This window comes from Nocardioides coralli (assembly GCF_019880385.1).
GTDB classification, from domain to species: domain Bacteria; phylum Actinomycetota; class Actinomycetes; order Propionibacteriales; family Nocardioidaceae; genus Nocardioides; species Nocardioides coralli.
On sequence record NZ_CP082273.1, the window covers coordinates 2,263,093 to 2,288,188 of the forward strand.

The window sequence follows — 25,096 nt, forward strand, 5'->3', positions numbered from 1 at the left end:
CGTCGAGCCAGCCTCCCAGGACTTGTGGATTCTCGACGATTGCACGAGCCTCCTAGTCCGCTCGGACTAGCCGAAGTGATCGATCGACGTCTACTGCGTCGGATCTCCTGCGCACAGAGCTCGCGCGAACCTACGCTGACCCATGAGGAGGTGCAGCCATGGTTCGTGCCGCGGTCGTCGTGCCCACCTACAACGAGGCAGGCGTGGTGGGTGAGGTCGTCTCTGGCCTGCGTCAGCTCTTCGACCTCGTCATCTGCGTGGATGACGGCAGCTCGGACGAGTCCGCGCACATGGCCAAGGCTGAAGGCGCCATCGTGCTGCGACACCCGGTCAACCTCGGCCAGGGAGCGGCACTGCGAACAGGTTTCGAGTTCGCCCTCGGACTGCCCGACGTCACCCACGTCGTCACGTTCGATGCCGACGGCCAACACGATCCACGTGATGCAGCCGCCATGCTCTCCACTGCCCGCACCACCGGCGTGGACGTCGTGCTCGGCACCCGCGGGGCGGAGCGAGTGCCCGGACAGTCATTCCTCCGATGGTTGGTTCTCAAGGCCGCTCTCAGGATGAGCCAGGTGACGAGCGGGCTGTTGCTCACCGACACCCACAACGGTCTGCGGGTGCTCAACCGCCGAGCGCTCAAGAGCATGGTCCTCACGCAGCGGGGGATGGCACACGCCTCCGAGATCGAGCACATCATCGGGCGCAACCGATTGTCGTGGGCGGAGCACTCCGTCACCATCGCCTACACCGCCTACTCACAGCGGAAGGGGCAGAGCAGTCTCAACGCCTTCAACATCGTCTATGACCTCGTCACCGCCCGCTTGCAGCGATCATGATCGTCAAGGTCCTGCTCATCGCGAGCATCCTGGCCGCGCTCGCCTGGATGTTGCGCGCACGGCCCACCGGCCGTCGTCTCGCTGTCACCCGGCTGGCCGGGCTGGCCGCCGCGGTTTGCTGGATCGTGGCTGTCCTCGACCCGGGCCTCGTGTCCTGGGTCGCGAACCTGGTGGGGGTGGGGCGCGGTACGGACCTGGTCCTCTATGCGCTGGTCGTGGTCTTCCTCTTCACCACCGTCGGCCTGTACCAGCGGCTCAAGCACCTCGAGGCGGAGATCGCCGAGCTTGCGCGTGACGGTGCGTTGCTGCGGTACGAGGTCGAGCACCGCCCCTCCGGGAACGAGCGGAGATGACTGGCCCACTGATGTGCCGCACCGACCCGGCCCAACCCGAGAGCACATCCACGGCGAGACCCAGGCGACAGACGCGAAGCGGCGAGCCGAGCTCCCTGGTGCGCGCACCGTTGCCGTACAGCCCTGGTCGGGTTCCACGGGGGCACGACCACGTCGCGGGCTCGTGACACCTCCTCCGCCGACGGGTCGCCTGACCCCACGCCTACCGGTACGGCGAGTACTGGTCTTCGTCGCCGGGCTGCTGTGCGTCCAGGCCGCCTGGGTGCTGGTGGTGCCCCCCTTCCGAGGCCTCGACGAGCACGACCACGCCTACAAGGCCGCCGCGGTCGCCGGTGGCGACTGGGGGTGGGACCACGAGCGTGCCCCGGGCGGGTGGGGTGCCTTCATGGACGTGCCCGAAGACATGGTGGAGGCCGCCCGACCCATCTGCGAGAAGCTGCCCTACACGGACTCCGACAACTGTGTGGGCCGCCCGTCTGATCGATCGGGATTCGTCAGCGTTGCCACCTCCGCCTCTCACTACAACCCCGCCTACTACGCCGTGGTGGGCACCGCAGCGGCGCCCTTCGAGGGCGTTGCCGCTCTCTATGCGATGCGTGCCGCCGCGAGCATCATCTGCGCGATCCTCCTCGGGCTTGCCACGCTCGCCCTGCGGCGCTGGGCGCGCTCGAGCTGGGTGATGGCGGGATGGCTGCTGGTGCTCATCCCCATGGCCACCTACACCTGCTCAGTCGCAGCCCCCAACGGGCTGGAGCTCGCAGCCGCCCTACTCGTGTGGACCTCATTGCTCGGCATCGCTGCCCGAGGGCCCGAACCGGGCCTGGTGATGCTCGCGGTCACCGGCGCCGTGCCCCTGGTCCTCGTCCGCGGCATGGGTCCGGTCTGGCTCGTGCTCATCGTGTCGACCGTCGCGATCCTCCTCCGAGGAGAGGTGTGGTCCCGTGTGTTGCGGAGTCGCAGTGTGTGGGCCGGGGCGCTGGTGGTGGCGGCTGCGACCGTCGCTGCCGCGTGGTGGACCAGCTCTGCGGGGGCGACCGAGATCGATTCCGAGATCGTGTTCGAGGACTCGCCGTGGCCCCGGGTCCCGCGCCAGTGGATGCTCTGGTTCTTCCAGGCCCTGGCAGCCTTCCCTGCCCGCAACGAACCCGCCCACCCCGCCGTCTACACCATCGGCTTCCTCACCTGGTTGTGCTTTGTCGTCCTCGCCGTCGCGTTGGCCAGGTGGCGGGAACGGATCGCACTCGGCTTCGTGCTCGCCGCGGGGTCGGCCGTACCCATCGCCATGACGGTGGCGGTGTACGCGCAGCTCGGCCTGGTGTGGCAGGGACGGTATGCCTACCCCTTCGTCGCGGGCTTCTTCCTGATCTGCGGGTTTGCGATCCAACGAGCGGGCTGGCCCCACGCTCGGCAGGCGAGGTGGCCTGTCTGGTCGGCCACGGGTGTCGTCATCGCGACGTCCCTCATCGGCCAGATCGGTGTCCTGACCGCCGAGCTCCGCGACAGCCCACTCGCCGGGACGGGCGCGTGGGTGGAGCCCGGGATCCCTCACGTCGTGGCGCTCCATGTGGTCGCCGGCGTGCTGCTGGCCTCGGGGCTCATCCCACGCGGCCGCGACCTCGGGGACGCCGAGTACCCTTCCGGCCGTGGCATGGCTGGCAGACAACTGGCTCGACCTCTTCGGGTGGGCCGGTAGCGCGCTCCTGATCGTCTCGCTGCTCCAGACGAGGATCCTGCGTTTCCGACTTCTCAACCTCGCGGCCTCGATCAGCCTGGTGATCTTCAACGCCCTGGTCGAGGTGTGGCCCATGGTGGGGATGAACCTCGCGACGACGACGATCAACCTGTTCATGATCCGGAAGCTGCTCAGCGACCGGCACGACGACACCGCCTTCACGGTGCTGCAGGTCGGGCCCCAGGAGGCCTACTTCCAGCACTTCCTGTCGGTGCACGCCGACGACATCCGGACCTTCCACCCCGCGTACGACGGGACGCAGCCCGACGACCTGGCCTTCCAGGTCGAGCGCGGCGACGAGACGGTGGGCGTCGTCCTGATCCGGCGTGAGGGCGACGTCGCACGGGTCCAGCTCGACTACGTCACGCCGCGGTTCCGCGACTTCTCCCCCGGTGAGTTCGTGTGGCGCCGGGCGCCCCGACTGCGCGAACGGGGCTTCCGCAGGGTGGTGACGCCGCCCCGGATGGTCTCGCCCTACTACGACCGGCTCGACACCGGTTTCCGCCGCGAGGGCGAGTCCTACGTGCTCGAGCTGTGATCAGTCCGCGGACGCGCTGACCCAGCGGTCGAGCGTGTCGCGTGCGGCGCCGGAGTCGACGGCCTCGGTCGCCTTCGCGAGCCCCGCGGGCAGGGAGTCGACCAGGTCCACGGCCGGGTCGTCGTGGACCGCGAGCGCGGCGCCGGCGTTGAGCAGCACCGCGTCACGCACCGGCCCGGGCTGACCCTCGAGCACCCGGCGTACGACGTCGGCGTTGTGGGTGACGTCGCCACCCCGCAGCGCCTCGGCGGTCGAGAGCGGCAGCCCCAGGTCGCGGGGGTCGATCGTCGTCGTGGAGACCTCACCACCGTGGACGTGCCACACCGTCGACGTCGTGGTGGTCGTCAGCTCGTCGAGGCCGTCGTCACCACGGAACACCAGCGCGTCGACCCCGCGCGCCGCCAGCACCCCGGCCATCACGGGGAGCATCCGCGGGTCGGCGCTCCCGATCGCCTGCGCGGCCGGCTTCGCCGGGTTGGCCAGCGGGCCCAGGAAGTTGAACGTGGTCCCGATCCCCAGCTCGCGGCGCGGGACGGCCGTGTGGCGCATGCCCGGGTGGAACGCGGCGGCGAAGCAGAAGGTGATGCCCACCTCGGAGGCCAGCGCCGCCACCCGGTCCGGCGGCAGGTCGAGCCGGATTCCGAGGGCCTCGAGCACGTCGGCCGACCCGGACTTCGACGAGGCCGAGCGGTTGCCGTGCTTGACCACCCGCGCGCCGGCGCCGGCGGCCACGATGGCGGCCATCGTGGAGATGTTGACCGACATCGACCGGTCTCCCCCCGTGCCGACCACGTCCAGGCAGCGGCCCGCCACTTCGATCGGCGTCGCGGCGGCGTACATCGCCTCGATCAGCCCGGAGACCTCCTGCGCGGTCTCGCCCTTCGCGCGTAGCGCGACCGCGAAACCGGCCACCTGGGCAGGCGTCGCCTCGCCGGTGACGATCTCCCCCATGGCCCACGCGGTCTGACCAGCGTCGAGGTCGGTGCCTGCCACCAGCGCGGAGAGCACCTCCGGCCAGCTGTGCGTCATGTCAGCTGGTCGCGGGGACCCGCGACCTCAGCAGCCGCACGACCGCCTCGCCCAGCTGGACCGGGTCGAGGGGGTGGGGTACGGCGGCCTCCGCACGCGACCACGTGGCCAGCCAGGCGTCCTGCGCGCGGCCGGTGAGCACCAGGACCGGCGGGCACTGGTAGATCTCGTCCTTCAGCTGCTTGGCGATGCCCATCCCGCCGGCGGGGACGGCCTCCCCGTCGAGGATCGCCAGGTCGATGTGGCCGGCGTCCATGTTCTGGATGACCACCGGCTCGGTGGCCACCTCGACGTACTCCACCTCGGGAAGGTCGGGGTGGGGCCGGCGGCCGAGCGCGAGGATCACCTGCTGGCGGGTGTTGATGTCGTCGGAGTAGACGAGCACCTTCAGCGGAGCAGCGTTCTGGGCGGTCACGCTGCGCATGCTACCGGCCGGGTCCGGACCTCGCGGAGCGTGCCTCGAGCAGGTCGAGCCGACGGTCCTCGCGCTCCGCCTCGCGCATCGACGAACGCACCCACTGCACGAACAGGACGCCGAAGAACATCAGGCCGATCAGGTCGCCGGTGCCCCAGAGGATGCCGCCGGCGAGGTTCTGGTCCGCGAACGGGTCGGGCAGCCAGGCGCCCATCGGCCCCTCGCTCAACGACGGGTACCAGTCGCCCCCCAGCAGCGTCGTCTGCCCCATGATCGTCACGCCCAGGAAGGCGTGGAAGGGCAGCGTCATGACCACGAGCAGCACGCGGAACGGGTGGCTCACCCGCCCGGGGACCGGGTCGACTCCCATCAGCGGCCAGAAGAAGAGCGCACCGACGAGCACCAGGTGGACGTGCATCATCTCGTGGATGTAGACCGACTCCAACGACGCGCGGTACCACCCGGTGAAGTAGAGCGCCCACGGCGAGACGACGTAGAGGGCGAAGGTCAGCGGCGGGAAGGACAGCACCCGGGCGACCCGCGAGTGCAGGACGGCGAGCAGCCATGCCCGTGGTCGTCGCGGCAACGTCCGCAGAGCCAGGGTGACCGGGGCGGCCAGCGCGAGCGCCAGCGGCACCAGCATCGAGAGCAGCATGTGCTGGACCATGTGGACGCTCAGCAGCGTCGTGTCGTACGCCGCCAGCCCGGACAGGGTCGCGAGGGCGAAGATCCCCATGCCGACCGCGAGGGCGAGGGTCCGCCCCCAGGGCCAGCGGTCGCCACGCCGGCGCAGGGTGAGGACACCGAGCAGGTACAGCCCCGAGACCCACACCACGAGGATGAACGGCAGCGGGGCGAGCGACCAGTCCGTGAGGGCCCTCTCGAGCGTGAACTCGGGAAGGATCACCCCGCTCAGTACCTCGGACGCCGCCATGACCACAACTCTAGGTCGGTTCCTCCGGGGGTCGGGATGCCGCCCAGCCCCTCACCCGCCATAATGGCCGCGTGGCGACAGCAACTGCGATTCCGGCCTCCCGCCTGCACGGGCACCACGACCGGCCGAGCATGGTCAGCGTGGGCACGATCGTGTGGCTCTCCAGCGAGTTGATGTTCTTCGCGGCGCTGTTCGCGGCGTACTTCACGATCCGTTCGGTGTCCCCCGAGCTCTGGGCCCAGAACACCGAGTTCCTCGACGTCCCATTCGCGTCGGTCAACACCACGATCCTGGTGCTGTCGTCGCTCACCTGCCAGCTCGGCGTCTTCGCCGCCGAGCGTGGCCAGGTCGGACGCACCGGCTCGATCCTCAAGGTCGGCGGCTGGGGCCTGCGGGAGTGGTTCATCCTCACCTACGTGATGGGCGCGGTCTTCATCGCCGGCCAGGTGATCGAGTACGCCACCCTCATCCAGGAGGGCATCACGATCCAGGACAGCGCCTACGGCACGATGTTCTACCTGACGACCGGTTTCCACGGGCTCCACGTCACCGGCGGTCTGATCGCCTTCCTCTTCGTCCTCGGTCGTACCTACATCGCCCGCAAGTTCACCCACGAGCAGGCCGTCAGTGCCATCGTCGTGTCCTACTACTGGCACTTCGTGGACGTCGTGTGGATCGGCCTCTTCGCGACCATCTACCTGATCAAGTGACCCAGCCGACCGCGACGACCCGCAAGGAACCGATGTGCGCCTCCTGAACCGATCCGCCGGCCGGCTCTCCCGTCACCGGCGCGGCCCGCTGGCCGGCCTGTTCGTGCTGCTGCTCGGGCTGCTGATGACCGGCGGGCTCTACACCGCCTTCGCTCCCGCCCAGGCGCAGCAGCAGCCCTCCGACGAGGAGCTCGTCGCCGAGGGGCGCGAGCTGTTCCTCGTCAACTGCTCCTCCTGCCACGGGCTCAACGGCGAGGGCGTCCGCACCGCTGACGGCGACACCCAGCTCGGCCCCTCCCTGGTCGGCGTCGGTGCCGCCGCGGTCGACTTCCAGGTCGGCACGGGGCGGATGCCGATGGCCCAGCCGGGTCAGCAGGCACCGCGCAAGAAGGTCGTGTTCGACCAGGACGAGATCGAGGCGATGGCGGCGTACGTCGCCTCACTCGGCCCGGGTCCCGCCATCCCCGACGAGTCCGACTACAGCACCGAGGGCCTCTCCGAGGAGGAGCGCGCCGCCGCCGTGGTCCGCGGCGGTCAGATCTTTCTCACCAACTGCACGGCGTGCCACAACTTCACCGGGTCGGGCGGCGCCATGCCGCGCGGCGGCTACGCCCCCAAGATCCTCGGCGTGGACGCCAAGTACGTCTACGAGGCGATGCTGACCGGTCCGCAGTCGATGCCGAACTTCACCAACGGCAACCTGACGCCCGAGGCGAAGCGGGACGTCATCGCCTACCTGCAGTCCCTGGACGAGAACCCCGACTACGGCGGCTTCGGCATGGGCGGTCTCGGACCCGTCGCCGAGGGCATGTACGCCTGGATCGTCGGCATCGGCGTCCTGGTCGGGTTCGCGGTGTGGATCGCCGCCCACTCGACCCGGTCCAGCAAGAACAAGACCACCGACGGCACCGAGAAGGTGGAGGCATGACCCCCGACGACGGCACCAACCTGCCAACCCGGACCCGGAGCGCCGACCCGGTCCCGGACCCGGGGCTCCCGGCCCACCAGTGGCGCCCGACCGACGTCGACCCCCGCGCGGAGCGGCGCGCCGAGCTGCAGGTGGCGACCCTCTTCGGGCTCTCCGCCGTCTGCGCGGTCCTCTTCGTGGTCTCCTACGTCACGCTGGAGTGGGGCGAGAACCCCACCACCTTCCTCGGGTTCGGTGCCTCCAACCTCTTCCTGGGCCTCTCGCTCGCCGGCGCTCTGCTGTTCATCGGCATCGGCATCATCCAGTGGGCCCGCAAGCTGATGTCCGACCACGAGATCGTCGAGATGCGCCACCCGGCCGCCTCCAGCGAGGAGGACCGGCAGGCGACCCTCGACGTCCTCAACCAGGGGCTCGAGGACTCCGGTATCGGCCGTCGGCCGCTGGTGCGCAACTCGTTGCTCGGCGCACTCGGCCTGCTGGCCCTGCCCGTCCCCGTCGTGCTGCTGCGCGACCTTGGTCCCCTGCCCGGTGACTCCCTCTACAGCACGATCTGGGAGCCGGGCATGCGCGTCGTCCGCGACGTGACCGGTACGCCGATCCGTCCGGGCGACCTCGAGATCGGCGACCTCATCAACGCCGAGCCGGCCGCGATCTTCGAGACCGACGAGGAGGGCGAGCCGCTCGTCGAGGGCGTGGAGCTCCACGTCGCCAAGTCCAAGGGTGCGGTGATCCTGGTCCGGATCGAGCCCGACGAGCTCATCGCCGGCGAGGGCCGCGAGGACTGGGACGTCGACGGCATCGTCTGCTACTCCAAGATCTGCACGCACGTCGGCTGCCCGATCTCGCTCTACGAGCGGACCACCCACCACGTGCTGTGTCCCTGCCACCAGTCGACCTTCGACCTCGCCGACTCTGCTCGCGTGGTCTTCGGCCCGGCTGCTCGGGCGCTGCCGCAGTTGCCCCTGGCCGTAGACTCAGAGGGCTACCTCGTGGCACAGAGTGATTTCGACGAGCCGGTTGGCCCGAGCTTCTGGGAGCGTGACTCGCGATGAGCATCGACACCAGCAAGGTTGCGACGAGCAACGCCAAGAGCGCGGCCACGGCCCGCAAGCGCAACCCCGTCGGTGCCGCCGCCACCTGGGCCGACGACCGGCTCGGCCTGGCCGGCCTGGCCAAGAAGAACCTGCGCAAGGTCTTCCCCGACCACTGGTCCTTCATGCTCGGCGAGATCGCGCTGTGGAGCTTCGTCATCCTGCTCCTGACCGGCACGTTCCTGACGTTGTGGTTCAAGCCGAGCATGGCCGAGGTCACCTACATGGGGAGCTACGACCAGTTCCGCGGCCTCCACATGTCCGAGGCCTACGCCTCGACGCTGGAGCTCTCGTTCGACGTCCGTGGTGGCCTGCTGATGCGGCAGATGCACCACTGGGCCGCGATGCTCTTCATCGCGGCGATGATGATCCACATGATGCGCGTCTTCTTCACGGGCGCGTTCCGCAAGCCGCGTGAGCTGAACTGGGTGGTCGGCTGCCTGCTGCTGCTGCTCGGCACCCTCGAGGGCTTCACCGGCTACTCGCTCCCCGACGACCTGCTCTCCGGCACGGGCGTCCGCGCTGCCGACGGCTTCGTGAAGTCGATGCCGGTGGTCGGCACCTACATGTCGTTCTTCATGTTCGGCGGCGAGTTCCCCGGCGACGACATCATCTCGCGCCTCTACATCGCCCACGTGCTGCTGCTGCCGGGCATCCTGCTGGCGCTGATCACCGCCCACATGCTGCTGCTCGTCTACCACAAGCACACCCAGTGGCCTGGCCCCGGCCGGACCGAGCAGAACGTGGTCGGCTACCCCCTGCTCCCCGTCTACATGGCGAAGGCCGGCGGCTTCTTCTTCATCGTCTTCGGCGTCACCGCGCTGATGGGCGGCCTGCTGGCGCTCAACCCGGTGTGGAAGTACGGACCCTACGACCCGTCCAAGGTCACCGCGGGCTCCCAGCCCGACTGGTACATGGGCTGGCCGGACGGCGCGCTGCGGATCATGCCGGGCTGGGAGAGCACCTTCGGGCCGTTCACGATGTCGTGGAACGTCTTCCTGCCGATCATCGTGCTGCCGGGTGTGGCCTTCACGGTTCTGCTGCTGCTGCCGTTCATCGAGGCGTTCATCACCGGTGACAAGCGCGAGCACCACCTGCTGCAGCGTCCGCGCAACGCCCCGACCCGCACGGCCGTGTTCGTCGCGCTGATGACGTTCTACGGGCTGCTGTGGGCCGCCGGTGGCAACGACATCATCGCGATCACGTTCGACCTGAGCATCAACCAGATCACCTACTTCATGCGGGTGGCGGTCTTCCTCGGGCCGGTCATCGCCTTCATCATCACGCGGCGCTGGTGCATCTCGCTGCAGCGGGCCGACAACGAGAAGCTCCTGCACGGTTACGAGACCGGCATCATCATGCGTGACCCGCAGGGTGGCTACTCCGAGCGTCACCTCCCGATCAGCGACGAGCGCACCTACGCGCTCACCGCCCGGGACCGTGACGAGATGCTGCCCATCCCCCACCGCAACGACGCCTACGGCGTCGCCGAGCGGGGGTACCGGCTGAAGATGCTGCGGGCACGGCTCTCGCGGGCCTGGTACGGCAACAACGTGCAGAAGCCGACTGCCGAGGAGCTGGAGGCGGGTCACCACCACGCCGAGCACGAGAACCAGCTGCAGGCCGGGCTCGACCACCCGGCCGACGGCCACCAGTACGACGGTCACCACACGGTCGAGGAGGACGCCCTCCGCGGCAAGCACTGACCGGCAGACCTGCTGGACAGCACCGACAGCGCCCCGCCACCCATCGGGTGGCGGGGCGCTGTGGCGTCAGCGGCCGACCCCCACCGGCTCCTCGTCGCGTGCGACAGGCTCCTCCAGCACGTCGCTTCGCCGCCCCACCAGGATGCTCGACACCGTGGTGGCCGCCAGCACACCGACGACGACCAGGAGCGACACGAGGGTCGGGATCTCGGGTACCCAGGTCCACACCCCGTGTGCCCAGTGCAGCCCGAGCTTGATCCCGATGAAGACCAGGATGGCTGCCAGGCCGTAGCCCAGGTGCACCAGGCGCGACAGCGCGCCCTCCAGGACGAAGTAGAGCGCTCGCAGGCCGAGCAGCGCGAAGGCGTTGGTCGCGAACACGAGGAACGGGTCCTCGGTGATGCCGTAGACGGCCGGCACGGAGTCCACGGCGAACACGATGTCGGTCGCCAGGATGGCCGCCATGACCAGCGCCAACGGGGTCAACATGCGGACGCCGTTCCGCTGGACGCTCAGCCTGGTGCCGACGTAGTCGGAGGTGACGGGCCGGAAGCGCCTCAGCAGCCTCACCGCCCGGAGCGAGTTGACGTCGATGACGTGGTCCTTGCCGCGCAGCGCGTCACGCAGCAGCTTCACGCCCGTCAGGGCGAGCACCAGTCCGAAGACCAGGAAGACCCAGGTGAAGGTGGCCAGCGCTGCCGCCCCGAGCACGATGAAGATGGTGCGCAGGACCAGGGCGCCCACGATGCCGTAGAGCAGCACCCGTTGCTGTAGCTCGCGGGGCACCGCGAAGGCCCCCAGGATCAGGATGAAGACGAAGAGGTTGTCGATCGACAGCGACTTCTCGACGAGGTAGCCCGTGTAGTACTCGAGCCCTCGCTGGGCTCCCCAGGCGGACCACACGTAGACGCCGAAGGCCAGTGGCAGCGCGACGTAGAAGGCCGACCAGGCCACCGCCTCGCGCATCCGCACCTCGTGCGGTCGGCGGGTGAGCAGGAAGTCGAGCGCGAGCAGCAGCACGACACCGGACACGAGCACCGCCCACAGCTGGGGCGACGCGATGGACTCGAGCACAGAGTTCTCCTCAGGATCGTCACCTGAGGTCTCCTTCAGCCCGTGGGCCCCCGCACCGGGCCATCACTCGGGACGGCGTACTGACCGGCGCAGGTCGTGGGAAGTACTCCCCTCGCGGGAAAGTGTAGCGGAATGGTAGTGAAAGGGCGAGCTCAGAGCGCCGACTTCTCGGCGTACTCCGAGAAGGGGGCGTTCCAGTCGCCGTAGCCGTTGTAGAGCGTCATCCGCCGGTCGGACCCGGTCACCTCGACGACGTCGCCGCGCTTGCTCACCCCGAAGATCCACGCCGCGTCCGCCACGCTCATGCCGACGCAGCCGTGGGAGACGTTGGCGCTCCCCTGGGCCCCGGCGGACCACGGGGCGGCGTGGAGGAACTCGCCGGAGTGTGTCACCCGCATGGCGTACTTCACGTTCGCCAGGTCGTAGTGCTCCGGGTCGTCACGGTCGACCCCGATCGTCTCGGCGTTCATCCGCTTGCGCTCGAACTTCTCCATGATGACCTTGGTGCCCGAACGCGTCTCCCACCCGGGCTTGCCGGCGGAGATCGGGATCGTCCGTGCCAGCTCGCCGTTGACGAACACCCGCATCCGGTGGGCGGCCACGTCGACCTTGCTCACCACCGCGTCGCCGATCTCGAACTCGACGTGCCGGTCCTCCTGGCCGTAGATGCCGTTGCCGGCGTCGACGCTGTTGATCGCCAGGTCGACGCTCACCTCCGTGCCGGGGCGCCAGTAGCTGCGGGGCCGCCAGTGCGCCTCGCGGTCGTCCACCCAGTGCCAGGTGCCGGGCTGGCGCGGCGTGCTGGTGACCGACATGTGGCGCTGCATGGAGGCACGGTCGGTGACGGGGACGTCGAAGGTGACGATCACCGGCATGCCGACCCCGACCGTCTCCCCGTCCAGGGGCGCGACCGCGGCGAACGTCTGCTCGTCGAGGGTCAGGTCCTCGGTCGTGAACGCGGTGGTGCGGACGACACGCTGCCCGTCGGCGTGCTGGGCCACGGACCGCACCCGGTAGCGGGTGCCGGGCTCGAGCCGCTCGGTGGCACGCCAGCTGCGGCCGTCCGCCGCGACGTCACCGGCCAGCCGGCCGGCCTCCGAGCGCACGTCCACCGAGCGGAGAGTGCCGTGCTCGGCGCGCACCCGCAGCATCGTGTCGACCGCGACGGCCCGCTTGCCGACGTTGGTGGTCACGGTCACCGGCTCCGCGGCCGGAGCCTTCTCCCCGGGCTCGTCGGCTCTCGGTCGTTCGTCGGAGGATCCGGACGTGCACCCGGCCAGGGCAGGGCTGGCGAGGAGCAGGACGGCAGCGGCGAGCGTGCTGCGGCGTGGCATGTGAGGGCACTCCCCGGTACGACGGGTTCAGGGGTCGTCGTCAGGGTAAGGGCGGGCCGGTGAGGACGAGCAATCGCGACCGCCGCTCACCGGTCGGGCTCAGTGAGCGTGCTCCCCGCGGTAGTACTCGAAGATCAGGCCGGACAGCGCGACGGCGCCGAGCGCGCCTCCGATGATGAACAGCCACCACGCCGCCATCGCGACGCCGTAGACCATCACCGCGAGGGTGAGCGCGCACCACAGCGGCCACCACGAGTACGGCGGGAAGAACCCGAGCTCACCGGCACCGTCGGCGATCTCGGCGTTCTTGCGGTCCTCCGGCCGCGGATCCATGCGTGCGGCGTGGAACCCGAGGTAGAGGGTGATCATGGCGGCCAGCAGCGTGGTCATGACCAGCGCGGAGGTTCCGGTCCAGTCGTTGCTCATGAACCAGTAGAGCGGGCTGACCAGCACGAAGAACACCGTGGTCATGCCGAAGATCCAGGCCTCAGCCCTCATCGGGTCTCCCCCTCGTCCTTGCCCAGCATCTGCTCTCGTCCCTCCACGTCCGGCGCGTCGGCCGGCCTGCCCTCACGCTCCGCCTCGTTCTGCTCCAGCTCGAGTGCCGCGACCTCGGGGTGGTGCAGGTCGAAAGCCGGCGACTCCGACCGGATCCGCGGGATGGTCACGAAGTTGTGGCGCGGCGGCGGGCTGCTCGTGGCCCACTCCAGCGAGCGGCCCCAACCCCAGGGGTCGTCGGCCTCGACCAGCGGACCCCGCGCCGAGACGTAGAGGTTGTAGAAGAACGGGATCATCGACAGGCTCAGCACGAACGCGCCCACGGTCGAGACCTGGTTGAGGAAGGTGAAACCGTCCTCGGGCAGGTAGTCGGCGTAGCGGCGCGGCATGCCCTCGACGCCCAGCCAGTGCTGCACGAGGAACGTGGTGTGGAAGCCCACGAAGAGCAGCCAGAAGTGGGCCTTGCCCAGCCGCTCGTCGAGCATCCGCCCCGTCATCTTGGGCCACCAGAAGTAGAAGCCGGCGAACATCGCGAACACCACGGTGCCGAACACGACGTAGTGGAAGTGGGCCACCACGAAGTAGGAGTCGGACACGTGGAAGTCCAGCGGCGGGCTGGCCAGGATGATGCCGGTGAGGCCACCGAACAGGAAGGTCGTGAGGAAGCCGATCGACCACAGCATCGGGGTGTCGAAGGACAGCGAGCCGCCCCACATCGTGCCGATCCAGTTGAAGAACTTCACGCCGGTCGGCACCGCGATGAGGAACGTCATGCCGGAGAAGAACGGCAGGTTCACTGCGCCGGTGACGAACATGTGGTGGGCCCACACCGCTGCCGAGAGGATCGCGATGCCGAGCGTCGCGCCGACGAGGCCGACGTAGCCGAAGATCGGCTTGCGGCTGAAGACCGGCAGGATCTCGGTGATGATGCCGAAGAACGGCAACGCGATGATGTAGACCTCGGGATGGCCGAAGAACCAGAACAGGTGCTGCCACAGGATCGGCCCGCCGTGGGCCGGGTCGAACACGTGGGCCCCGAGCAGTCGGTCGGCCTCCAGCGAGAGCAGCGCGCCGGCCAGGATCGGGAAGGCGATCAGCACCAGGATCGAGGTGATGAGCGTGTTCCACACGAAGATCGGCATCCGGAACATGGTCATGCCGGGCGCGCGCATGCAGATGATGGTCGTGATGAAGTTGACCGCGCCGAGGATGGTGCCGAGTCCCGCCAGCCACAGGCCCATGATCCACAGGTCACCGCCCACGCCGGGCGACCGGACGGCGTCCGACAGCGGCGTGTAGGCGAACCAGCCGAACGACGCGGCGCCGGTCGGGGTCAGGAAGCCGGAGGCGGCGATCAGGCTGCCGAACAGGAACAGCCAGTAGCTGAGCATGTTGAGCCGCGGGAACGCGACGTCGGGAGAGCCGATCTGCAGCGGCATGATCACGTTGGCGAACCCGAAGAAGAGCGGGGTCGCGAACAGCAGCAGCATGATCGTGCCGTGCATGGTGAAGAGCTGGTTGTAGAGCTCGTCGTTGACGACCTGCTGACCGGGGTTGGCGAGCTCTGCGCGGATCAGCAGCGCCATGACACCGCCGATGAGGAACCACGCGAAGGAGGTGCCGAGGTAGAGCTTGCCGATCAGCTTGTGGTCGGTCGTGGTCATCACCCGCGCGAGCTGCTGGCCGAGAGACCTGCGGGGCTGCTGCGTGGTGGGCTGCGCTGCTGTGGCGGTCACTCCGCCTCCTCCTCGTCATCGAGTCCGGCCTGCTCGCGGACGTAGTCGCCACCGAGCAGCGGCTCATCGGACGTGTTGCCCTGGTTCTCGAGCTCCTGCAGGTGCTCCTCGAACTCCTCGGGGCTCACCACCTCGACCTCGAAGAGCATCCGCGAGTGGTAGGTGCCGCAGAGCTCGTAGCACTTGCCGAGGAAGGTGCCCTCGGTGTCGGGGGTGACCTCGTAGCTGTTGACCCGGCCCGGGATGACGTCCATCTTCATCAGGAAGCCGGGGACGCCGAAGGAGTGGATGACGTCGGGCGAGTGCAGGTTGAACTGGGTGGTCTCCCCGACCGGCAGCACGAGGGTGGGGATGTTGCCGCCCGCTCCCACGGTGTAGACGACGGGGCCGTCCTCGCTGCCGTCGAGCCGGTAGTTGAAGGTCCAGCTCCACTGCTGCCCCACGACCTCGATCGTGTGGTCCTGCTCGGTGTCGTCCAGCACGGCGTTCTGCACGTTGACCGTGTGGTAGAAGAACACGATCACCATGATGATCGGCGCCACCGTGTAGAAGATCTCCAGCGGCAGGTTGTAGCGCGTCTGCACCGGGACCTCGTCGGCGTGCTTGCGTCGGTAGCGCACGACGACCCAGCCGATCAGGCCCCACACGACGACACCGGTCGCCAGCGCAGCGATCCAGGCGTAGCGCCAGAGGTAGAAGATGTGGTCGGCCTGCTCGGTGGCCGGGTCCGGCATCGCCAGGTTGCGCCACTCCTGCTGCGTCTGGGCCGAGCACCCGCCCAGGAACACGAGTGCACCGAGACCGAAAACCACGGCAACGCGACGAAGCGCCGCCGGGCGCCGCTGGAGTTGCTGACCCACGAACGAGCCTTTCGTTCACGCAGACACGGACGACGGTCAGACTATCGGATGGGACCACCGTGGACGCGGTGGGGCACGGAGTACGTTGGCCCGGTGACGAACGCTCCGGCCGCGTCCGAGGACCCCGGCCGCGTCGAGCTCGACGCGGCCTCGTCCGAGCCGCTCCACCCGGCCGCACGCGAGGCGCTCGTCGCCGCTCTCGAGCAGGGGTACGCCGACCCCCGCCGCCTTCACCGTCCCGGCCGCAGCGCCCGGCTGATCCTCGACAACGCGCGCGCCGTCGTCGCCGAGGCGCTGGAGGTCCGACCCGACGAGGTCAGCTTCACCGCGTCCGGCACCGAGGCGGTCCACCGCGGCCTCCTCGGCCTGCTGCGCGGATCACGGCGCGGCTCACGCGTCGTCCACCCCGCGGTCGAGCACGCGGCGGTGCGTCACGCGGCCGCCTGGGGTGGTGAACCGGTCGAGGTCTCGGTGGACGAGTGGGGGCGGGTCGACGCGGCCGAGCTGGCCGCGGCGGCGAGCCACCCCGAGACCGCCGTGGTCGCGCTGCAGGTCGCCAACCACGAGGTGGGCACGGTGCAGCCGGTCGACCGGGTCGAGCTGCCGGACGGCGTACCCCTCTTCACGGATGCCTGCGCCGCGATGGGCCGTCTGACACTGCCTGCCGGCTGGGACGCCGCCGCCGGGTCCGCACACAAGTGGGGTGGGCCGGCGGGTGTCGGTGTGCTCCTGGTCCGCAAGGGCGCCCGGTGGCGCAACCCCTTCCCGGGTGACGACCGGGTCGACGAGCGGACGTCCGGTTTCGAGAACGTGCCCGCGGCCCTGGCCGCCGCCGCGGCCCTGCAGGCCGTCGTCGCGGAGCGCGAGGCGGTGGCGTCGCGGCAGCGGGCCCTGGTCGACCGGATCCGCTCCGCGGCAGCAGCGATCCCCGACGTGGAGGTGGTGGGGGACCCGGTGGACCGGCTCCCCCACCTGGTCACCTTCTCCTGCCTCTACGTCGACGGTGAGGCGCTGGTGCACGCGCTGGACCGGCGCGGTTTCGGGGTGGCCAGCGGCTCGGCCTGTGCCGCCTCCTCGCTCGAGCCCTCGGCCGTGCTCGCCGCGATGGGGGTGCTCACGCACGGCAACGTCCGGCTCTCGCTCGCGCGCGACACCACCGAGGCCGACGTGGAGCGCCTGCTCGCGGTGCTGCCGGGGATCGTCGCGGACCTCCGGGCGGAGGTGGGGCGGTGAGCGTCGACCTGGAGCTGGACTGCCGGGGCCAGCGCTGCCCGATGCCGGTGATCGAGCTGGGCAGGCGGATCGAGGACGTCGACGTGGGGCAGACGGTGGGAGTCGTCACCGAGGACGTGGCTGCCCGTCACGACGTACCCGCCTGGTGCCGGATGCGCCGGCAGGAGTGGGTCGGCGAGGATGCTGCCGACGACGGGGTACCGAGGTTCGTGGTGCGGCGGCTCGCCTGACGCCTCAGGGACGGAAGGTCTCGATGCGCTCGGCGATGTCCTTCGTCGCCTCCGGGCCGTACGCCGCCTCGCAGCGCGCGAGGAAGCCGGACCGCGACAGGGTGTACTCCTGGGTCCCGATCTGCTCGACGACGTAGACCGCCAGCAGGCAGCCGAGCTGCGCCGCGCGCTCCAGGGACAGCTCCCAGGTGAGCCCCGCCAAGAAACCGGCCCGGAAGGCGTCGCCGACGCCGGTGGGCTCCGCCTTGCGCTCGGCCGGCACCGCCGCGACCTCGATCGGCTCCTCGCCGGCGCGCTCGATGCGCACCCCGGTGGCGCCGAGGGTGACGACCCAGGTGCCCACCCGCGAGAGGACCTCCTCGTGGCTCCAGCCGGTCTTCTGCCGGATCAGCGACGACTCGTACTCGTTGGAGATCAGCAGGTCGGCGCCGTCGACCAGGGGCCGGATCAGGTCGCCGTCGCCGAAGGCCAGCTGCTGGCTCGGGTCGGAGATGAACCGGTAGCCCCGCTGCCGGCACTCGTCGGTGTGGCGGAGCATCGCCTCCGGGTCGTCCGGCGCCACCAGCACGTAGTCGGGGTCGCCCACGCGGTCGGCGATCGGCTTGAGCTCGATCTCGCGTGCCTCGCTCATCGCCCCCGGGTAGAAGCTCGCGATCTGCGCGTCGGCGTCGTCCGTGGTGCAGACGAAGCGCGCCGTGTGCCGGGTCTCCGAGACGTGGACGGAGCCGCAGTCGACGTGGTGGCGCTCGAGCCAGGCGCGGTAGTCCCCGAAGTCCTCACCGACGGCACCCACGAGGACCGGCGCCAGGCCCAGGTTGCCGAGGCCGAAGCAGATGTTGGCTGCGCAGCCACCCCGACGGACGTCGAGGTCGTCGACGAGGAAGGAGACGGAGAGCTTGTCGAGCTGGTCGACCACCAGCGAGTCCGAGAACTTTCCGGGGAAGCTCATCAGGTGGTCGGTCGCGATGGAGCCGCAGATCAGCAGGGACACGACACGGAACACTACCTCCGGGTACGGCTGGGGATACCCCACGGTAGCCACTAGCGTCCCGCACATGAGCCCGCACAACCCGACCAGCCGTCCGGCGTACGACGACTTCGCCACGCCGCAGGAGATGCGCGCCGACTGCGTGCAGGTCGGCGAGAACATGCGGCTGCGGAAGGCCGCCCGGCGCGCCGTCGAGGCCCCGCCGAGCATCCACTTCGACGACTACCCGCGCGAGGTCCGCAAGCGCGACGTCAGCATCGACGAGGCGACGGCGCGGCTCGCCGACGCGCTGCACCTGCACCTGGACTGATCGCAGCCGCGCCAGCGGATGCGATCGTCGGTGGTTGAGCAGCGACCACGGCTGAGGCACGAAGCCGCGACGGAGCGTGTCGAAACCTCGTAGGCGTCCCGCCCAGCCCGACCAACGACGAAGCCCCCACCGCGTCGGTGGGGGCTTCGCTTGCTTTGGTCTGTCTGCTTGCGGGGTTTCGACGCGGCCATCGCGACCTCGTCCCTCGGTCGCGGGCCTTGCTCAACCTCGCCGCGTACCGGAGCTTCGCAAGCTCAGCTCCGACGCGACGACTAGTGGAACGAGTCGCCGCAGGCGCAGGAACCGGTCGCGTTGGGGTTGTCGATCGTGAAGCCCTGCTTCTCGATGGAGTCGACGAAGTCGATCATCGCGCCGTTGAGGTAGGGGACGCTCATCCGGTCGACGACGACGGTGACGCCGTCGAAGTCGGTGGTGACGTCGCCGTCGAGGGTGCGCTCGTCGAAGAAGAGCTGGTAGCGCAGCCCGGAGCATCCGCCCGGCTGCACGGAGATCCGCAGCTGGAGGTCGTCGCGACCCTCCTGCTCGAGAAGGCTCTTCACCTTGGCCGCCGCCACCGGGCTCAGGTTGATCTGATCGGTGCGGCGCTCGGTCTCGACCTGCTCGGTCATGTGTCTGGCTCCCTGGTGTTGCGGGCTGGTCCTCGGTCCCAAGTCTCTCACACGCGGTGGTATTCCCCGGTGTCCGCGGACAGCGGCCCGCCTAGTGGGACCAGGTGCGCGCCACGCGTTCGGCGAGGTCGGCGAGGGATCCCATGGGGTCGGCGAAGGCCCGCTCCTCCCCCACCACCTCCACCAGCGAGTACGCCGACTCGACCCCCAGGGCACGCATCTCCCGTGAACCCACGAGGACCTGCCCCGCGAGCGCGACGCACGGTCGGAGCGCCGTACCGGCGACCTCGGCGACCCCGTAGGGCACCTTCCCCGACCGGCTGGAGAAGTCGAAGGCGCCCTCACCGGTGATCACCAGGTCTGCCTTGGCGGCCCGCTCCGCCAGCCGCACGGCGTCGGCGACCAGCTCGATGCCGGGTTCGCGCACCGCGCCGAGGAGGAGCAGGGCGTAGCCGATGCCACCGGCCGCACCCGCGCCCTTCTCGAGCGACAGGCGCCGGCCGGCGGCCGCGGCGAAGGACTCCAGCCAGCCGTCGACCTCGACGATGCGCTCCTCGGCGATCCCCTTCTGCGGGCCAAAGGTCTTGGTCGCCCCGAACATGCCGGTCAACGGGATGTCGACGTCCGTGGCCGCGACCAGCTCGACACCGGCGAGCGCCTCCCGGGCGGGCGCGAGGTCGACCTCGTGGATCGTGTCCAGGGCGATCGCCCCGGAGTCGAGGATGCCGTCGCTGGTGGCTCCCAGCGCGGCCAGCATCCCGGCGCCCCCGTCATTCGTCCCCGACCCGCCCAGCCCGACCACGACGCGGGACGCGCCGCTCTCCACGGCAGCCATCACCAGCTGGCCGACCCCGACGGTGCTGCCGAACTCGGCACCCCCGGTGATCAGGTGCAACCCGCACGCCTGGGCCGACTCCACGTAGGCCACGTCCTCGACGAAGAGCACCGAGGCGGGCACCTGCTCGCCGTGGGGCGCCTCGACGGTCGCGGCGAGCACCTCGCCGCCGAGCGCGGCGTGGATGACGTCGACGAAGCCCGGACCGCCGTCCGACATCGGAGCGAGGTCGAGCTGGTCGTCGGGGGCATGGCGCCGCCACCCCGAGGCGATGGCCTCTGCGGCCTCGACCGCGGTGAGGGTCCCGGCGAACTTGTCGGGGGCGATCAGCACGCGCATGCCGACATCCTCGCCGACTGCGGCACGATGGCGGCATGGACCCGCTGGAACCCGTCGTCGCCGAGGCCCGGGTCCCGGCGACCCCCCGGGAAGCCTTCATCGCCTTCACGGCGCACATGGACCAGTGGTGGGACGCCAACCTGACCGCCGACCCCGCCACCTTCACCTCGATCGAGATCGACCCCGACGGCGAGGTCGCCAGCCTCCACGATGACGACGAGCGGCACGTGTGGGGCCGGGTCACGACCTGGGAGCCGGGGGCGGCGTACGCCCAGGACTTCTGGCTCGGCCACTCCCCCGACGACGCCACGACCCTGCGCGTCGCCTTCGACGAGGACGACGGAGGCACCCGGGTGCGGCTCGAGCACGCCGGCTGGACCGCCGCGACGGCCGACGTCCGGGACCAGTTCACCGCCTGGCCCGAGCTCCTCGAGCGGTACGCCGCCCACGCGAGCCGATGAGCAGGTCCGACGCACGAGTGCGGCCGATGCGTCGCGAGGACGTCGCCGCGTGCGAGCGGATCAGCTCCTCGGCGTTCCACGAGCTCGACCTCCGGACCCACCAGCGCGGCTGGCCCGAGCCGTCTCCGAGGTCCGAGGACCGGGCTGCCCGCTGGCGCGGCCGCACCGAGCACCTCCTCGACACCGACCCGGACGGCTGCTGGGTCGCCGAGGTCGACGACGAGCTCGTGGGCTTCGTGACGTCGCTGGTGCGCGAGCTGATGTGGATCCTGGCGTCGTACGCCGTCAGGCCGGCCAGTCAGGGCCGCGGGCTCGGTCGGGTGCTGCTCGAGGCGGCGCTGCACCACGGGCGTGGCTGCCTGCGCGGGATGCTCAACGCCTCAGCAGACCCGCAGGCGCTGCGTCGCTACGTGCAGGCCGGCTTCGAGCTGCACCCCCACCTGCTGCTGACCGGTCGGGTGGAGCGGTCGCTGCTGCCGGAGGTGCGCCACGTGCGCGAGGGCGTCGAGGCCGACCGGGACCTGCTGGACTCGCTGGACCGGCGCACCCGCGGGGCCGCTCACGGGCCCGACCACGGCGTGCTGATGCGGGAGCTCCGGCTGCTCGTCACCGATCGGGCGTCGGGCTCCGGCTACGCCTACGTCGACCGGACCGGGTCACCCGTGGTCCTGGCCGCGACCGGTCGCAAGGCCGCCGCTGCACTGACGTGGGAGGCGCTGGCGGGCTCGGACCCCGACACACCCGTGCGGATCGCTCACGTCTCCCCCGCCAACGCGTGGGCCGTCGAGCTGGCGGTGGCCGCGCGGCTGGACGTGTGGTCGAGCGGCTTCCTCGGTCTGCGCAGGATGAAGGAGCCCACGCCCTACATCCCGCACCCCACCCTCCTGTGACCCGCGGGGACGTCGGCAGCCACCCGTGCCCCACCTAGGATGAAGGGCATGAGCACCGTCGACCTCCCCCTGCTCCCGCTGGGCCGCGGCCGCGACCTGGACACCGAGCGTGGCGTGGAGTGCCCGGGCGACCTCCCGGCGCAGTCCGACCCCGGCCTGGTGGAGCGCGCTCGCGCCGCCAAGGAAGAGCTGGGCGACCGGCTGTTCGTGCTCGGTCACCACTACCAGCGCGACGAGGTCATCCAGTTCGCCGACGTCACCGGTGACTCCTTCAAGCTCGCCCGCGACGCGGCCGCCCGGCCCGAGGCCGAGTTCATCGTCTTCTGCGGCGTTCACTTCATGGCCGAGTCCGCCGACATCCTCACCGCACCCCACCAGCAGGTGGTGCTCCCCGACCTCGCCGCCGGCTGCTCGATGGCCGACATGGCGCGCCTTGCCCAGGTCGAGGACGCCTGGGACTCCCTCGCCGAGGCGGGTGTGGCCGACGCCGTCGTCCCGGTGACCTACATGAACTCCAGCGCCGACATCAAGTCCTTCGTCGGCCGCCACGGCGGCACCGTCTGCACCTCGAGCAACGCCGAGACGGCGCTGGAGTGGGCCTTCGAGCAGAAGCCGGACGCCAAGGTCCTGTTCCTGCCCGACCAGCACCTCGGGCGCAACACCGCGGTGCTGCAGCTGGGCCTGTCCCTCGAGGACTGCGTGGTGTGGAACCCGCTGCTGTCGGGCGGCGGTCTCACCGCGGAGCAGCTGCGTGACGCGCGCATGATCCTGTGGCGGGGCCACTGCTCGGTCCACGGCCGCTTCTCCGCCGACGTCGTCGACGAGCTGCGCGCTGCGGATCCCGACATCCAGATCCTGGTGCACCCCGAGTGCACCCACGACGTGGTGCTCAAGGCAGACCTCATCGGCTCCACCGAGTTCATCATCAAGACCATCGAGGCGGCGCCGGCCGGCTCCAGCTGGGCGATCGGCACCGAGCTCAACCTGGTCAAGCGGCTCGCGGCACAGCACCCCGACAAGCGGATCTCGTTCCTGGACCGCAACGTCTGCTACTGCTCGACCATGAACCGGATCGACCTGCCCCACCTCGTCTGGGCCCTGGAGTCGCTGGTATCCGGCACGGTGGTCAACCGGATCGAGGTCGATCCCGACACCACCCACTGGGCCCAGGTCGCGCTGCAGCGGATGCTGGACCTCCCGGGGCGCTCCCACCGCGACTGAGTCAGTCGGGCAGCTCGAACCACACCACGGCGCCGCCGCCGATGCGGCCGTCGATCCCCATCTGGCCGCCGTGGCCCGCGACGATCCGCCGACAGGTCGCCAGCCCGACTCCGCTGCCGGGCACGGAGGTGTCGAGCCGCACCATCGGCTCGAAGACGTGCTCCCGCTGGTCCGGCGGTATGCCGTGGCCCCGGTCGGACACGCTCACCCGCCACCCGTCCTGCGTCCGCTCTGCTCCGAGGTCGATCGCGGCGTCCCAGGCGGAGAAGTTGACGGCGTTCATCACCAGGTGCGTGAGGACGACCTTGAGCCGCGCGGCGTCGCCCCGGACGGTGGGCAGCTCGCCCGCGCCGTGGACCTGACCCGGCGCGACCGCCTCACCCAGCTCCTCGATCGCCTCGGCGGCGACCACGGCCAGGTCGACCTCGCTCCGCTCTGCGGGTGCTCCGACCCGCGCGAAGGTGAGCAGGTCGTTGATCATCACGTCCATCCGGGTGACCCCTCGCTCGGCGCGGCGGATCAGGGTCAGCAGCTCCGAGTCGTCGTCCCCGATCTCCTCGCGCGCCAGCTCCAGGCACATCCGGACCGCCGAGAGCGGGTTCTTGAGGTCGTGGCTGACCTGCCCCGCGAAGGCAGCCAGCCGCTCGTCGACGACCGGGTCGTCGGGGAGGGCGCTGGTTCCGTCAGCGGACGTCACAGTCCCGGAGCATCCCACACCGCGAGCCACCGGCTCAGGTCCTTCTCGACAGGGATCTCCGGGGAGAGCGTGTCGCGCACCTGCATCTCGAGCAGGTTGTCGCGCTGCTGCGGGCCGGTCGGGGCGAAGGGGTAGAACGTCCCTTGCTTGTAGAGGTAGACCAGTCCGAGCCTGCGGCCGGTCCGGTCGGAAAACGGGATCAGCGAGCACAGCAGCCCCGTCCCGAAGCCCTGCGCCTCCAGCGAGGTGTTGACGGCGTGGAGATCCGTGCAGAGCCCGGCCACGTCGTCCGGGTCGTCGGTCACGGTCAGCCACGTGAAGCCGTAGGAGTCGGCGGTCACCGACACCTCGGGCGCATCGGGGTCGGACTCGATGAGCCGGATCACCTCCGACTGCATCTCCGCGAACGCCGTGCCCGTCGCGGCGCGGTAGCAGACGGACCCTGACCCCGTGGGCGTGAAGCCGGTGGCGGTCTGCAGGGTGATGGCCGCGCCGGGCACGCCGAAGAGCGCGTCGAGGTCGGGGCGCACCTCCCGCCGCCGTCCGGTGATCGCCTCCCAGAGACCCATCAGTCGCCCGGCCGGCCGAGCTCGGCCTGGATCCGGGCCAGCTGCTCGAGCCGCTGCTCCAGCGACGGGTGGGTCGAGGTGAGCGTCTTGAGGGTGGCGCCGCTGATCGCGGGAGCGATGAAGAAGGCGTTCATCGACTGGCTCTGGCGCAGGTCGCGCTGCGGGATCGCCGCGATGTCGCCGGTGATCTTCTGCAGCGCGGTCGCCAGGGCGGCCGGCTTCATGGTCAGGTAGGCGCCCGCCCGGTCCGCGGACAGCTCGCGGTAGCGCGAGAGGAGCCGGGTCAGGAAGAAGCTGACGGCGTAGACGACCAGGCTGACGACCAGCGCGATGACGAAGAAGGCGGCCCCGTTGCGGTCGCGGCGTCCCGCCAGGGCCCCGAACCGGGCGCCGTGCATGAGCATCCCCGCCACGATCCCGGCCGAGGAGGCGACGGTCATCACCAGCACGTCGCGGTGGGCGACGTGGGACAGCTCGTGCGCCAGCACGGCCTCGAGCTCCTCGGCGGACAACTTGCCCATGATGCCGGTGGTCACCACCACCACGGCGCGGTCGGGGCTGCGGCCGGTCGCGAACGCGTTGGGCATCGGGGTGTCGGCGATGCCGACCCGCGGCTTGGGCATGTCGGCCAGGGCGCAGAGCCGGTCGACCATGCCGTGCAGCTCCGGCGCCTCCTCCGGCGAGACCTCACGGGCCCGCATCGCACGCATGGCGACCTTGTCGGAGCTCCACCACTGGTAGACGGCGATGCCGATGCCCACGAGCCCGATGATCGGGACCAGCCCCTCGTAGCCGGAGCTGGCCGCCGCGAACATCAGCACGACGATGAGGGCGACGAACAGCGCACCCAGCAGGAACATCACCGTCGTCATCCGGACCGTGAGGCCGGTGTCCTTGATGAAGCGCGAGGAGGCCAC

At 70.2% G+C, this 25,096-nt stretch carries 28 protein-coding genes; 14 read left to right on the top strand and 14 right to left on the bottom strand.

What is annotated here, in order from left to right; genetic code table 11:
- The first annotated feature begins 158 nt into the window (after positions 1–158).
- The 4 genes from K6T13_RS11025 to K6T13_RS11040 all read left to right on the top strand — a co-directional run bounded on the left by K6T13_RS11025 (position 159) and on the right by K6T13_RS11040 (position 3,462).
- Positions 159–839, top strand: coding sequence for a glycosyltransferase family 2 protein (locus K6T13_RS11025; RefSeq protein ID WP_222894626.1), 681 nt, complete (start codon positions 159–161; stop codon positions 837–839).
- The gene (locus K6T13_RS11030; RefSeq protein ID WP_222894627.1) at positions 836–1,192 is read left to right on the top strand and encodes a DUF2304 domain-containing protein; all 357 of its coding nucleotides are present in this window, start codon (positions 836–838) and stop codon (positions 1,190–1,192) included. Before K6T13_RS11025 ends, K6T13_RS11030 begins: the two co-directional genes overlap by 4 nt.
- Before the next feature lie 163 nt (positions 1,193–1,355).
- Positions 1,356–2,885, top strand: a complete 1,530-nt coding sequence (locus K6T13_RS11035) for a DUF2142 domain-containing protein (protein ID WP_283247920.1) — start codon at positions 1,356–1,358, stop codon at positions 2,883–2,885.
- Positions 2,836–3,462, top strand: a complete 627-nt coding sequence (locus K6T13_RS11040) for a YgjV family protein (RefSeq protein ID WP_222894629.1) — start codon at positions 2,836–2,838, stop codon at positions 3,460–3,462. Before K6T13_RS11035 ends, K6T13_RS11040 begins: the two co-directional genes overlap by 50 nt.
- Here K6T13_RS11040 and trpD read toward each other — a convergent pair whose 3' ends face one another.
- Genes trpD through K6T13_RS11055 form a run of 3 tightly spaced genes read right to left on the bottom strand, consistent with a single transcriptional unit; the run spans position 3,463 to position 5,840 of the window.
- On the bottom strand, positions 3,463–4,491 hold the full coding sequence (gene trpD / locus K6T13_RS11045) for an anthranilate phosphoribosyltransferase (RefSeq protein WP_222894630.1): 1,029 nt from the start codon (positions 4,489–4,491) through the stop codon (positions 3,463–3,465). It abuts the gene before it with no gap.
- 1 nt (position 4,492) lies between these two features.
- A complete protein-coding gene (locus tag K6T13_RS11050; RefSeq protein ID WP_222894631.1) occupies positions 4,493–4,915 on the bottom strand; it encodes an Rv3143 family two-component system response regulator in 423 nt (140 codons plus the stop codon).
- Between the two features lies 1 nt (position 4,916).
- Positions 4,917–5,840, bottom strand: coding sequence for a cytochrome c oxidase assembly protein (locus K6T13_RS11055; RefSeq protein WP_222894632.1), 924 nt, complete (start codon positions 5,838–5,840; stop codon positions 4,917–4,919).
- 71 nt (positions 5,841–5,911) lie between these two features.
- Between K6T13_RS11055 and ctaE the strand changes: the two genes are divergently transcribed.
- Genes ctaE through qcrB form a run of 4 tightly spaced genes read left to right on the top strand, consistent with a single transcriptional unit; the run spans position 5,912 to position 10,275 of the window.
- Complete coding sequence (gene ctaE, locus K6T13_RS11060; RefSeq protein WP_222894633.1) at positions 5,912–6,550, top strand: aa3-type cytochrome oxidase subunit III; 639 nt, start codon at positions 5,912–5,914, stop codon at positions 6,548–6,550.
- 34 nt (positions 6,551–6,584) lie between these two features.
- On the top strand, positions 6,585–7,478 hold the full coding sequence (qcrC, locus tag K6T13_RS11065) for a cytochrome bc1 complex diheme cytochrome c subunit (protein WP_249423740.1): 894 nt from the start codon (positions 6,585–6,587) through the stop codon (positions 7,476–7,478).
- Positions 7,475–8,530, top strand: coding sequence for a cytochrome bc1 complex Rieske iron-sulfur subunit (qcrA, locus tag K6T13_RS11070; protein WP_222894634.1), 1,056 nt, complete (start codon positions 7,475–7,477; stop codon positions 8,528–8,530). Before qcrC ends, qcrA begins: the two co-directional genes overlap by 4 nt.
- Positions 8,527–10,275, top strand: a complete 1,749-nt coding sequence (qcrB, locus tag K6T13_RS11075; protein ID WP_222894635.1) for a cytochrome bc1 complex cytochrome b subunit — start codon at positions 8,527–8,529, stop codon at positions 10,273–10,275. Before qcrA ends, qcrB begins: the two co-directional genes overlap by 4 nt.
- A gap of 66 nt (positions 10,276–10,341) precedes the next feature.
- Here qcrB and K6T13_RS11080 read toward each other — a convergent pair whose 3' ends face one another.
- From K6T13_RS11080 to ctaC, 5 genes are all read right to left on the bottom strand, one after another.
- Positions 10,342–11,349: a TerC/Alx family metal homeostasis membrane protein gene (locus K6T13_RS11080; RefSeq protein ID WP_222894636.1), complete on the bottom strand. Its 1,008-nt coding sequence runs from the start codon at positions 11,347–11,349 to the stop codon at positions 10,342–10,344.
- Positions 11,350–11,501: 152 nt separating this feature from the next.
- Complete coding sequence (locus K6T13_RS11085; RefSeq protein WP_222894637.1) at positions 11,502–12,683, bottom strand: L,D-transpeptidase; 1,182 nt, start codon at positions 12,681–12,683, stop codon at positions 11,502–11,504.
- A gap of 99 nt (positions 12,684–12,782) precedes the next feature.
- On the bottom strand, positions 12,783–13,181 hold the full coding sequence (locus K6T13_RS11090; protein WP_222894638.1) for a cytochrome c oxidase subunit 4: 399 nt from the start codon (positions 13,179–13,181) through the stop codon (positions 12,783–12,785).
- The gene (gene ctaD / locus K6T13_RS11095; protein ID WP_430227165.1) at positions 13,178–14,917 is read right to left on the bottom strand and encodes an aa3-type cytochrome oxidase subunit I; all 1,740 of its coding nucleotides are present in this window, start codon (positions 14,915–14,917) and stop codon (positions 13,178–13,180) included. The genes K6T13_RS11090 and ctaD overlap by 4 nt, the downstream gene beginning before the upstream one ends.
- Positions 14,914–15,777: an aa3-type cytochrome oxidase subunit II gene (gene ctaC / locus K6T13_RS11100; RefSeq protein ID WP_222894639.1), complete on the bottom strand. Its 864-nt coding sequence runs from the start codon at positions 15,775–15,777 to the stop codon at positions 14,914–14,916. The genes ctaD and ctaC overlap by 4 nt, the downstream gene beginning before the upstream one ends.
- Positions 15,778–15,870: 93 nt before the next feature.
- Between ctaC and K6T13_RS11105 the strand changes: the two genes are divergently transcribed.
- On the top strand, positions 15,871–17,010 hold the full coding sequence (locus K6T13_RS11105; protein WP_249423741.1) for a cysteine desulfurase family protein: 1,140 nt from the start codon (positions 15,871–15,873) through the stop codon (positions 17,008–17,010).
- A complete protein-coding gene (locus K6T13_RS11110; protein ID WP_249423742.1) occupies positions 17,007–17,240 on the top strand; it encodes a sulfurtransferase TusA family protein in 234 nt (77 codons plus the stop codon). Before K6T13_RS11105 ends, K6T13_RS11110 begins: the two co-directional genes overlap by 4 nt.
- A gap of 4 nt (positions 17,241–17,244) precedes the next feature.
- On the opposite strand, the gene K6T13_RS11115 is transcribed toward K6T13_RS11110, so the two are convergent.
- On the bottom strand, positions 17,245–18,231 hold the full coding sequence (locus tag K6T13_RS11115) for a carbohydrate kinase family protein (RefSeq protein ID WP_222894641.1): 987 nt from the start codon (positions 18,229–18,231) through the stop codon (positions 17,245–17,247).
- Positions 18,232–18,295: 64 nt separating this feature from the next.
- On the opposite strand from K6T13_RS11115, the gene K6T13_RS11120 reads away from it, so the two are divergent.
- Positions 18,296–18,538, top strand: a complete 243-nt coding sequence (locus K6T13_RS11120; RefSeq protein ID WP_222894642.1) for a hypothetical protein — start codon at positions 18,296–18,298, stop codon at positions 18,536–18,538.
- Between the two features lie 272 nt (positions 18,539–18,810).
- Here the strand turns inward: K6T13_RS11120 and erpA are convergent, their stop codons facing one another.
- A complete protein-coding gene (gene erpA, locus K6T13_RS11125; protein WP_222894643.1) occupies positions 18,811–19,167 on the bottom strand; it encodes an iron-sulfur cluster insertion protein ErpA in 357 nt (118 codons plus the stop codon).
- 91 nt (positions 19,168–19,258) lie between these two features.
- Positions 19,259–20,341 (bottom strand): glycerate kinase family protein, encoded by a 1,083-nt coding sequence (locus tag K6T13_RS11130; RefSeq protein ID WP_222894644.1) that lies wholly within the window; start codon positions 20,339–20,341, stop codon positions 19,259–19,261.
- A gap of 35 nt (positions 20,342–20,376) precedes the next feature.
- Here K6T13_RS11130 and K6T13_RS11135 point away from each other — a divergent pair, with 35 nt between their 5' ends.
- Genes K6T13_RS11135 through nadA form a run of 3 tightly spaced genes read left to right on the top strand, consistent with a single transcriptional unit; the run spans position 20,377 to position 22,913 of the window.
- Positions 20,377–20,802, top strand: coding sequence for an SRPBCC domain-containing protein (locus K6T13_RS11135; RefSeq protein ID WP_222894645.1), 426 nt, complete (start codon positions 20,377–20,379; stop codon positions 20,800–20,802).
- Positions 20,803–20,828: 26 nt separating this feature from the next.
- Positions 20,829–21,692 carry a GNAT family N-acetyltransferase gene (locus K6T13_RS11140; protein ID WP_249423743.1) on the top strand — a complete coding sequence of 288 codons (864 nt, stop codon included), beginning with the start codon at positions 20,829–20,831 and terminating at the stop codon, positions 21,690–21,692.
- Positions 21,693–21,740: 48 nt separating this feature from the next.
- On the top strand, positions 21,741–22,913 hold the full coding sequence (gene nadA / locus K6T13_RS11145) for a quinolinate synthase NadA (RefSeq protein ID WP_222894647.1): 1,173 nt from the start codon (positions 21,741–21,743) through the stop codon (positions 22,911–22,913).
- Position 22,914: 1 nt separating this feature from the next.
- Here nadA and K6T13_RS11150 read toward each other — a convergent pair whose 3' ends face one another.
- From K6T13_RS11150 to htpX, 3 genes are read right to left on the bottom strand one after another with little or no spacing between them, the layout of a single operon-like run.
- Complete coding sequence (locus K6T13_RS11150) at positions 22,915–23,610, bottom strand: sensor histidine kinase (protein WP_222894648.1); 696 nt, start codon at positions 23,608–23,610, stop codon at positions 22,915–22,917.
- A complete protein-coding gene (gene pspAB / locus K6T13_RS11155) occupies positions 23,607–24,179 on the bottom strand; it encodes a PspA-associated protein PspAB (protein ID WP_222894649.1) in 573 nt (190 codons plus the stop codon). The genes K6T13_RS11150 and pspAB overlap by 4 nt, the downstream gene beginning before the upstream one ends.
- The gene (gene htpX / locus K6T13_RS11160) at positions 24,179–25,096 is read right to left on the bottom strand and encodes a zinc metalloprotease HtpX (protein WP_222894650.1); all 918 of its coding nucleotides are present in this window, start codon (positions 25,094–25,096) and stop codon (positions 24,179–24,181) included. Before htpX ends, pspAB begins: the two co-directional genes overlap by 1 nt.

Excerpts from the sequence above, each read along its gene's own strand:
- K6T13_RS11025 (WP_222894626.1), top strand. The coding sequence starts at position 159 with ATGGTTCGTGCCGCGGTCGTCGTGCCCACCTACAACGAGGCAGGCGTG.
- K6T13_RS11030 (WP_222894627.1), top strand. The coding sequence starts at position 836 with ATGATCGTCAAGGTCCTGCTCATCGCGAGCATCCTGGCCGCGCTCGCC.
- trpD (WP_222894630.1), bottom strand. The coding sequence starts at position 4,491 with ATGACGCACAGCTGGCCGGAGGTGCTCTCCGCGCTGGTGGCAGGCACC.
- K6T13_RS11050 (WP_222894631.1), bottom strand. The coding sequence starts at position 4,915 with ATGCGCAGCGTGACCGCCCAGAACGCTGCTCCGCTGAAGGTGCTCGTC.
- K6T13_RS11055 (WP_222894632.1), bottom strand. The coding sequence starts at position 5,840 with ATGGCGGCGTCCGAGGTACTGAGCGGGGTGATCCTTCCCGAGTTCACG.
- qcrA (WP_222894634.1), top strand. The coding sequence starts at position 7,475 with ATGACCCCCGACGACGGCACCAACCTGCCAACCCGGACCCGGAGCGCC.
- qcrB (WP_222894635.1), top strand. The coding sequence starts at position 8,527 with ATGAGCATCGACACCAGCAAGGTTGCGACGAGCAACGCCAAGAGCGCG.
- K6T13_RS11085 (WP_222894637.1), bottom strand. The coding sequence starts at position 12,683 with ATGCCACGCCGCAGCACGCTCGCCGCTGCCGTCCTGCTCCTCGCCAGC.
- K6T13_RS11090 (WP_222894638.1), bottom strand. The coding sequence starts at position 13,181 with ATGAGGGCTGAGGCCTGGATCTTCGGCATGACCACGGTGTTCTTCGTG.
- K6T13_RS11120 (WP_222894642.1), top strand. The coding sequence starts at position 18,296 with ATGAGCCCGCACAACCCGACCAGCCGTCCGGCGTACGACGACTTCGCC.
- erpA (WP_222894643.1), bottom strand. The coding sequence starts at position 19,167 with ATGACCGAGCAGGTCGAGACCGAGCGCCGCACCGATCAGATCAACCTG.
- K6T13_RS11130 (WP_222894644.1), bottom strand. The coding sequence starts at position 20,341 with ATGCGCGTGCTGATCGCCCCCGACAAGTTCGCCGGGACCCTCACCGCG.
- K6T13_RS11135 (WP_222894645.1), top strand. The coding sequence starts at position 20,377 with ATGGACCCGCTGGAACCCGTCGTCGCCGAGGCCCGGGTCCCGGCGACC.
- K6T13_RS11140 (WP_249423743.1), top strand. The coding sequence starts at position 20,829 with ATGCGTCGCGAGGACGTCGCCGCGTGCGAGCGGATCAGCTCCTCGGCG.
- nadA (WP_222894647.1), top strand. The coding sequence starts at position 21,741 with ATGAGCACCGTCGACCTCCCCCTGCTCCCGCTGGGCCGCGGCCGCGAC.
- pspAB (WP_222894649.1), bottom strand. The coding sequence starts at position 24,179 with ATGGGTCTCTGGGAGGCGATCACCGGACGGCGGCGGGAGGTGCGCCCC.